General features: G+C 63.4%; 2 protein-coding genes. Both read left to right on the top strand.

Annotated features, from left to right (window positions below):
* Positions 1-3,490: non-ribosomal peptide synthetase (locus IAE33_RS23990; RefSeq protein ID WP_201165668.1), on the top strand; the 3,490-nt coding region annotated here is incomplete at its 5' end.
* A gap of 1 nt (position 3,491) precedes the next feature.
* The coding region (locus IAE33_RS23985; protein WP_201165667.1) for a non-ribosomal peptide synthetase at positions 3,492-9,589 on the top strand (6,098 nt) is incomplete at its 3' end.

The following is a 9,589-nucleotide window of genomic DNA, read 5'->3' as shown; positions in this document are numbered from 1 at the left end:
ACGTACCGAACTGGAAGCGCAGATCGCCCAGGTCTGGCAGGACGTGCTGAACGTCGAGCAGGTCGGCGTGAACGACAACTTCTTCGACCTTGGTGGGCATTCGTTGCTCGCCACCCAGGTGATGTCGCGGGTACGCCAGTTGCAGGGAGAAGACGTACCCTTGCGTACCCTGTTCGAACAGCCCACCCTGAAGGCCTTCGTCGCAGTGCTTCAGGCCGCACCGCAGGGCGAGCCTTGCGCACCTCCATTGCTCGCCGCGTGCCGGGATGCACCGTTGCCGTTGTCCTATGCGCAGGAACGCCAATGGTTCCTTTGGCAATTGGAGCCACAAAGCACGGCGTACCACCTCGCCAGTGTCCTGCGCCTTCGCGGCCGCCTCGACGCGGTAGCGTTGCAGCGCAGCTTCGACACCTTGGTGTCCCGGCACGAAACCCTGCGCACCTTGTTCATCCAGGATCAGGGCCATCTCCACCAGTTGATCCTCCCCCAAGGCGACGTCAGGGTCGAACGCGAGCGCCTGGACCTTTCCCGGTTTGACCGCGCCGGGCAGGATGCGGCCCTGCAGCAGGCCGTTCTGCGCGAAACCCAACGCCTGTTCGACCTCACTCAGGGGCCGCTGCTGCGGGCCAGGTTGATCCAGTTTGGTGACGATGACCATGCCTTGGTATTGACCCAGCATCACATCATCACCGATGGCTGGTCGCTGCAACGTATGGTCGCGGAGCTGATAGGCCTTTACCAAGCCTTCAGCCAGGGCCGCACCGTCGATACCGCCGCGGCTGCGCTGCAGTATGCCGACTACGCCGTGTGGCAGCGCCAGTGGATGGAGGCCGGGGAGCGTGACCGTCAGTTGGCTTACTGGACCGGGCAACTGGCCGGTGAGCAACCCGTGTTGGAACTGCCCACCGATCACCCTCGACCCTCGGTGCAGAGCCTGCGGGGTGCCAGCCACGACTTCAGCCTCGAGCCCGTATTGGTCGAGCGTCTCAAGCAGCTGGCCCGGAGTGAGCAGGCCAGCCTGTTCATGGTGTTGCTGGCTTCGTTCCAGGTGTTGTTGCATCGCTACACCGGCCAGCGGGAGATCCGTGTCGGTGTACCCATCGCCAACCGCAACCGCCTGGAGGTCGAGGGCATTCTCGGCTTTTTCGTCAACACTCAGGTGCTCAAGGCCGAGCTCAGCGCTGGCGCACCATTCGCCGAGGTTCTGGCCCAGGTGCGTCAGACCGCACTGGATGCCCAAGCACACCAGGATCTGCCATTCGAGCAACTTGTCGAAGCCTTGCATCCGCAGCGCAGCCGCAGCCATACACCGTTGTTCCAAGTGATGTACAACCATCACGATGAGACCCAGGCTGTACTGGCGGGCCAGTGCCTGGATGAACTGCAGGTCGAGCCACTGGATTGGGGTAACGTCACGGCCCAGTTCGACCTGACCTTGGACACCTACCAGCTTGAAGCCGGCATGGGCGCGCGGTTCACCTACGCCTGTGAACTGTTCGAGGCAGCGACCATTACTCGCCTGGCCAACCATTGGCAGACCCTGTTGCAGGCTATTGCCGAGCAACCCCATCAGGTGGTTGCGCAATTGCCCATGCTCAGTGCCGCCGAGCAGGCCCAGTTGCGCGAGTGGAACATGCCGCGCCATGTCTATCCGAGCGATCGAGCGGTACACCGGCTGATCCAGGCATGGGCCGAGCGCACGCCCCAATCGGTGGCTTTACAGTGCGGCGAACGTACCTTGAGCTACGCCGAACTGGAGGTCCAGGCCAATCGCCTGGCGCATTTCCTGATGGCCCAGGGCGTGGGGCCGGAGGTCCGGGTCGGCATCGCCCTGGAACGCGGCTTTGACATGATTGTCGGCCTGTTGGCCGTGCTCAAGGCCGGTGGTGCTTATGTGCCACTGGACCCCCAGTACCCCCAGGAGAGACTCGCCTACCTGATGCAAGACTCGGCCATGGCACTGTTGTTGAGCCATTCGGATTTGCTGCCGGAGCTGCCGGCCCCGGATGGTCTGTGTTGTCTCGCCATCGACCGACTGGATCTGGTCACGCAACCAGGCAGCGCGCCGGCCCACGACCCGGCGCCGCAAAACCTGGCTTACGTGATCTACACCTCCGGCTCCACCGGGCAACCCAAAGGCGTAGCCGTTCCTCACGGGCCATTGGCCATGCACTGCCTGGCCATCGGTGAACGCTATGAAATGAGCGAACACGACTGTGAACTGCATTTCATGTCGTTCGCCTTCGATGGCGCGCACGAGCGATGGCTGACCACCCTTGGCCACGGCGGTCGACTGTTGATCCGCGACCCGAGCCTGTGGACCCCGGAGCAGACCTACCAGGCCATGCACCGACAGGGTGTCACCGTGGCTGCTTTCCCCCCTGCGTACCTGCAGCAGTTGGCCGAATATGCCGAGCGCGACGGCAACCCGCCGCCCGTGCGTATCTACTGCTTCGGTGGGGATGCCGTGCCGCATTCGAGCTTCGAGCTGGCCAAACGAGCGCTCCGGCCTCGGTACATCATCAATGGCTATGGGCCCACGGAGACCGTGGTCACACCTCTGATCTGGAAAGCTGGGCCCGATGATACGTGCGGTGCGGCTTACGCGCCCATCGGCAGCCGAATCGGTGAACGCAGCGCGTATGTCTGCGACAGCGCCATGAGTCTGTTGCCGGTCGGCCTGGAGGGTGAACTGTACCTGGGCGGCGAAGGCATCGCCCGGGGTTATCTGGAGCGCCCTTCGTTGACCGCCGAGCGCTTCGTGCCCGATGCCTTGGGCGGGCAGGGGGGCCGCCTCTACCGCAGCGGCGACCGTGTTCGCCAGCGTGCCGATGGCACCATCGACTACCTGAGCCGCATTGACCACCAGGTGAAAGTAAGAGGCTTCCGTATCGAACTGGGTGAGATCGAAGCTTGCTTGCAGGCTCATGGCGCTGTTCGTGAAGCGGTGGTACTGGCCCAGCCTGGCCCGGCTGGTGCTCAACTGGTGGGCTACCTGGTCACCGGGCTCGCCGATGCCTGGGCCCAGGCCGAGCTGCGCGAAACCTTGCAGGCACACCTGCGCGAGGTGCTGCCGGCCTACATGGTGCCAAGCTACCTGCTGTTCATCGATCAACTGCCCCTGACCCCCAACGGCAAGCTCGACCGCAAGGCCCTGCCCCAGGCAGATGCCAGCGACTTGCAGCAACGCTACGTGGCCCCCGAGGGTGACCTGGAGCAGCAGTTGGCGCAGATCTGGGCACAGGTGCTCAAGCTCGAACAAGTAGGGCGTAACGATAACTTCTTCGAACTGGGTGGGCATTCGTTGCTCGCTACCCAGGTCACTGCTGCCGCCCAGCAGCAATTGCAGGCCAATATCCCGCTCGACCTGATCTTCAAAGCCGGCGCCTTGCATGAATATGCCAATGCGGTCGGCGGTTGCCTGAGCAGCAACCTCAACCAGGACCTTAGCGACATGCATGATTTTCTGACCGAGCTGGAGACCCTCTGAAATGGCTGAATTGGACAACCTTGCACTGGTTCAGCGTTTCATTCGCCTGCCGCTGGTACAACGGCAGGCCTTTCTCGACAAACTGGCCGGTCGTGGCATGAGCCTGGCCCAGTTCCCGATTCCGGCAATGCGCGGCGAATTCCCCCGCTTACCGCTGTCGTATGCACAGCAGCGCCAATGGTTTCTCTGGCAACTGGATCCCGAGAGCCGCGCCTACCACGTGCCCAGCGCATTACGCCTGCGCGGGGCGCTGGACATCACGGCGCTGCAGGCCGCGTTCGATGACCTGATCGAACGCCATGAAGCATTGCGGACACGTTTTCAGATCGATGAGGACGATCGCACCTGGCAAGTGGTCGAAACGTTGGCCACGTTGCCCGTCGAGCACGCAAGCCTTGCCGAAGGGCTGGAGCCGGCCGCTCGCGACCAGGCTATCGAGACCTTCGTCAACGCCCAGACCCAGCAACTGTTCGACCTGCAGCGCGCGCCGTTGCTGCGGGTTGGCCTGCTGCGCCTCGCCGAGGATGACCATGTATTGGTGCTGACGCTGCACCACATTGTGGCCGATGGCGTGTCCATGGGCATTCTGGTCGACGAACTGGTCGCTTGCTATGCGGCCCGCAGCCAGGGGCAAGCGCCACTGTTGCCCATCCTGGCGATCCAGTATCCCGACTACGCCATCTGGCAGCGTCAATGGATGGAGGCGGGCGAACGCGACCGCCAGCTGCAGTACTGGACCGAGCAATTGGGTGATGAGCACCCGCTGCTGGAGCTGCCCAGTGACTTCCCGCGCCCGGCGCAGCAGAGCTACCGGGGTGGGCGCTACGAGGTCAGCCTGCCGGTGCCGTTGGCCCGAGGCCTCACGCACCTGGCGCACAGCGAAGGCACCACGTTGTTCGTGGTACTGCTGGCCTCGTTCCAGCTGTTGCTACACCGCTACAGTGGCCAGGCACACATTCGAGTCGGGGTGCCGATCGCCAACCGCCACCGGGTGGAAACCGAAGGCCTGATTGGCTTCTTCATCAATACCCAGGTGCTTAGCGCCAACGTTGAGGGAAGCCAGCGCTTCGTCGACCTGGTAGCCCAGGCCAAGGCCGCCGCCATGGGCGCCCAGGCCCACCAGGATCTGCCATTCGAGCAGTTGGTCGAGGCCTTGCAGCCGCAACGTAGTCTCAGCCACAGCCCGCTGTTCCAGGTCCTGCACAACCACCAGAGCGATGAAACACGCACGGCATCTTCCCAGGTTGGTAGCCTGCGGGTAGAAACACTCGCGCCGGGCGAGCAGACCAGCAAGTTCGACCTGACCCTGGAAACTGTCGAGCAGGGTGGTGCACTGAGTGCGACATTGATCTACGCCACCGACCTGTTCCGTGCCGAACGCATCGAGCGTATGGCAGGGCATTGGCTGGAGCTGCTCGTGCAACTGGTCGCCAACCCTAACGCGCGCCTGGGTGAAATCCTGTTGTCCGGAGCGCCTGTCACAACCGCTGGCCCGGGCTTGGCACTGAAACCGGTCGCAGGGGTGCATGAACTGATCAGCGAGCAGGCCCGGGCGAACCCGCAGGGCCTGGCGGTGGTTGCTGGCGAGCAACGCCTGAGCTATGCCGAGCTTGAACAATGGGCCGGCGCATTGGCTTGGCGTCTTGGCGAACAGGGCGTTGGCCCGGAGGCGCGGGTGGCCATTGCTACCGGCCGTACGGTCGAATGGGCGGTGGCCATGCTGGCGGTGCACAAAGCCGGTGCTGCCTTCGTAGCGCTGGACCCAGCGCTGCCACAAGAGCGTCAGGCCCAATTACTGCGCAGCAGTGCGGCTTGCCTGATGCTGGTGGACGTTCCGGCGACCTTGCCTGGATTGGACATTCCACGTCTGGTGATAGCGGATGCCAAGGGCGGGCCCATGGCCGAAGCGGTTGCGCTGGAGCGTAGCAATGCCGCTTACTTGGTCTACACCTCCGGCTCTACGGGCCAACCAAAAGGGGTGATGGTCGAGCATGGCGCCTTGCTCAATTACGTTCAAGGTGTGGTGCAACGCATCGAATGGCAAGACGTGCAGCGCATGGCATTGGTTTCGACGCTGTCGGCCGACCTCGGCTACACCCAGCTGTTTGCTGCATTGTGCACTGGCCGAACGCTGCATCTGGTGGATACGGATCTGGCGATGGATGCCGATGGCTTTGCCGACTACATGGGCCGCCATGCCATCGATGCACTCAAGATCGTCCCTTCGCACCTGGACGCGCTGCTCAAGGCTGCACGGCCGGAACAGGTGCTGCCGCGTCGCTACCTCGTGCTTGGCGGCGAAGCCTGCCCGTCGACCTTGTTGACCGAGATACACCGGCTGGCGCCGCAGTGCCGGGTTTTCAACCATTACGGTCCGACCGAAACCACTGTGGGTGTAATGGCCGGTGACATCGATCTGGCGGTGGCAACGCCCCGTGCCAGCCTTGGCCACCCCTTGGCCAACAGCCACGTGCGAGTGCTCGATGCCGACCTGCAAGCGGTGCTCGACGGCGTGCCAGGGGAATTGCACATTGGCGGTGCGGGACTGGCCCGGGGTTATGTGGGCCAGCCTGGCCTGACCGCCGAGCGTTTTGTCCCCGACCCTGCCGGTGTTCCAGGCGCCCGGCTGTATCGCAGTGGTGACCAGGTGCGCCGGGGCGCAGCCGGGATCGACTACCTGGGACGGGTCGATGACCAGGTGAAAATTCGCGGTTACCGTATCGAGCCTGGCGAGGTGGCCAATGCGCTGCGCAACCTGCCCCAGGTGCGTGAAGCCGCAGTGCTTGCGATGCCTTCGGCCGGTGGTCGGCAACTGGTGGGTTACGTCGTTGCCAAGGGGGAGGGGGAGCCCGCCCGGCTTAGAACTGAACTGTTTGCGCAGTTGCGCCAGGCGTTACCGGAACACATGGTTCCGAGCCAACTGGTACTGTTGTCGGACCTGCCCCTCAATGTCAACGGCAAGCTCGATCGCAAGGCTTTGCCGAAGCCGGATGCGACCAGCGAAGCGGCCTTCATGGCCCCGCGCAACGTGCTGGAGCAACGTCTGGCGGTGATCTGGCAAGAGGTACTCAAGCGTGAGCGGGTGGGGGTGACCGACAACTTCTTCGAATTGGGCGGAGATTCGATCATTTCCATCCAGGTGGTCAGCCGTGCTCGCCAGGCCGGTATCCACTTTACCCCCAAGCAACTGTTCCAGTACCAGACCGTTCAGGGTTTGGCCGGTGTCGCCCGGCAGGGTGAAGCCAAGTCAGGCGAGCAAGGGCCTGCCCAAGGCGCGTTGGCGTTGTTACCAATTCAGCAGGCTTTCTTTGCCCGCCCCATGGCTCGGCGTGCACACTGGAACCAGTCGTTCCTGCTCCGCAGCCAGGTGAGCCTGCCAGTGGCATTGCTGGAGTCGGCGTTGCAGGCGCTGGTGATGCACCACGATGCGTTGCGCCAAGTGTTTAGCCAGGTCTCAGGGCAGTGGCACGCCGAGTACCGTAGCGTCGACCAGCAACAGGCATTGTGGCAACAGCAACCGCTGCTGGAACAGGCCCGCTGTACCGACCGTAGCGCCTTGGAGGCGCTGTGCGAAACTGTGCAACAGGGCCTGGACCTTGGCCAGCGCCTGCTGCGCGCGGTATGCGTGCAAATGGGCGATGGCAGCCAGCGGCTATTGCTGGTGATCCACCACCTGGTGGTCGATGGCGTATCCTGGCGGGTGTTGTTCGAAGACCTGCAAAACGCTTGTGCGCAACTGCAGGCGGGCCAACCGGTTAGCCTGCCGGCCCGCACCAGCTCGGTACAGCGCTGGGCACAGCAGTTGCACGCCTTGGCCCAGGGACCACACCTGCTGGAGCAGGTCGACTACTGGCAGGGTAGCCTGCAAGGCGTGCCACGGACGCTGCCCGGGGCCATTGCCGACGCGCCAGCGCGCCAGTGTGACAGCCATAGCGTGTACAGCCGGCTGGATGCCAGTGTTACTCGGCAGTTGTTGCAACAGGCACCTGCGGCCTATCGTACCCAGGTCAACGACCTGCTGCTCAGCGCCCTGGCGCGGGTTATCACCCGCTGGAGTGGCGAACGTTCGGTGTTGGTGCAATTGGAAGGCCATGGCCGCGAGGCGTTATTCGACGATATTGACCTCAGCCGCACCGTTGGCTGGTTCACCAGCAAATACCCTGTGCTACTGACCCCGGCGCAGGACCTTGGGCAAACGATCAAGGGTATCAAGGAGCAATTGCGCGCGGCGCCTGACAACGGCATTGGCTTCGGCATCCTGCGCTACCTGGCCGATGCTGCAACCCAGACGCTGATGGCGGCATTGCCCGAGGCCCGTATAACCTTCAATTACCTTGGGCAACTGGACGGCCAGTTCGATGAAGGCGGTGCCTCCCTGTTCGTGCCAGCCGTCGAGTCGGCCGGTGCCGAGCAGGATGGACAGGTCTCGCTGGGCAACTGGCTGACCCTCAATGGCCAGGTCTACGACGGGGAGCTGAGCCTGGAGTGGACGTTCTCGGCACAGATGTTCGAACCCAAGGTTATCGAGCGCCTGGCGCATGAATATAGCCGCGAACTGGCCAGTTTGGTGGCTCATTGCACAGCGGGTCGGGCACTGGGCTTTACCCCGTCCGACTTCCCTCTGGCGCCAGTGAACCAAGCCCAACTTGATAACCTTCCGGTCATTGCCGACGACATCGAGGACATCCTGCCACTGGCACCCATGCAGCAAGGCATGCTGTTCCATACCTTTTACGAGCAAGGATCGGGCGACTACGTCAATCAGCTCCGGGTGGATATCGATGGGCTGGACCCGGCGCGTTTCCGCCTAGCTTGGCAACGGGTGGTCGAGCGCCATGAGATGTTGCGCAGCAGCTTCTGCTGGGAAGGCGACCTGGCGCAGCCGCTGCAACTGGTTTACCGAGCCGTTGAGGTGCCGTTTGAGGAATACGACGCTGCGCAGGATGCCAACCACCTTGCCGCCACAGCCCTGGCCCAAGGTTTCGATCTGGCTCACGCGCCCTTGCTTCGCCTGCAACTGGTCGAGACCGGTGCAGGGCAGTATCACCTGATCTACACCCACCACCATATACTCATGGATGGCTGGAGCAGCTCGCGATTGATCGGTGAGGTGATGCAGCACTACGCAGGCCTAGCCCTTGACGCGCCGCGCGTACGCTACCGTGACTACATCCAGTGGTTGCAGGGCCAGGATGCGGCTGCCAGCCGAGCCTTTTGGGAACAGCAACTGGCCAGCCTCGAGCAGCCGACACTGTTGGCCAGCAGCCTACCGCGCCCCAGCGGCGCACATGGCCAGGCCGAGTACCGGCATTTGATCGAGCGCTCGGCCACGCAAGCGCTGGGTGAGTTCGCCCGCGCCCGAAAAGTCACACTCAACACATTGCTGCAGGCTGCCTGGCTGTTGCTGCTGCAACGCTATACCGGCCAGCAGGCGGTCACTTTCGGCGCCACGGTGGCTGGCCGGCCCACCGACCTGCAAGGTGTGGAAGAGCAGGTGGGCCTGTTCATCAATACCTTACCGGTGATCGCCAGCCCCAGCCCGCAACTGAGCGTGGCGCAATGGCTGCAGACGGTGCAGGCACAGAACCTGAGCGTGCGTGAGTTCGAACATACGCCGCTCTTCGAAATCCAGCGCTGGCGCGGCCAAGGCGGTGAAGCGCTGTTCGACAGTATCCTGGTGTTCGAGAACTACCCGGTGTCGGAAGCATTGCAACAGGGTGCTCCCGACGAGCTCCGTTTCGGTCCCGTGGCCAGCCATGAACAGACCAACTACCCACTGACTCTGGCGGTCAGCCTGGGCGATACCCTGGAACTGCGCTACAGCTTCGACCAAGCGCACTTCAGTGCGTCGCAGATACGCCAGATCGACGCTCACTTGATGGTCCTGCTCCAAGCGCTGAGCGAGCAAGCCGACAGGCATCTGGGCGAGTTGCCGATGCTGGGCGCGGCCGAGCAGGAGCGCATCGTCGTGCAGTGGAATGTCACCGCGACCGACGCCTACCCGCTGGACGCCTGCGTCCACACCCTGATCGAGGCCCAGGCGCAAAAGACCCCGGACGCCGTGGCCCTGGTGTTCGGCGAGCGCCAGCTGAGCTACCG

It is taken from the genome of Pseudomonas sp. S60, from assembly GCF_016647865.1.
In the GTDB taxonomy this organism is placed as follows: Bacteria; Pseudomonadota; Gammaproteobacteria; order Pseudomonadales; family Pseudomonadaceae; genus Aquipseudomonas; species Aquipseudomonas parafulva.
This window is presented reverse-complemented; position numbering and strand designations above follow the sequence as displayed.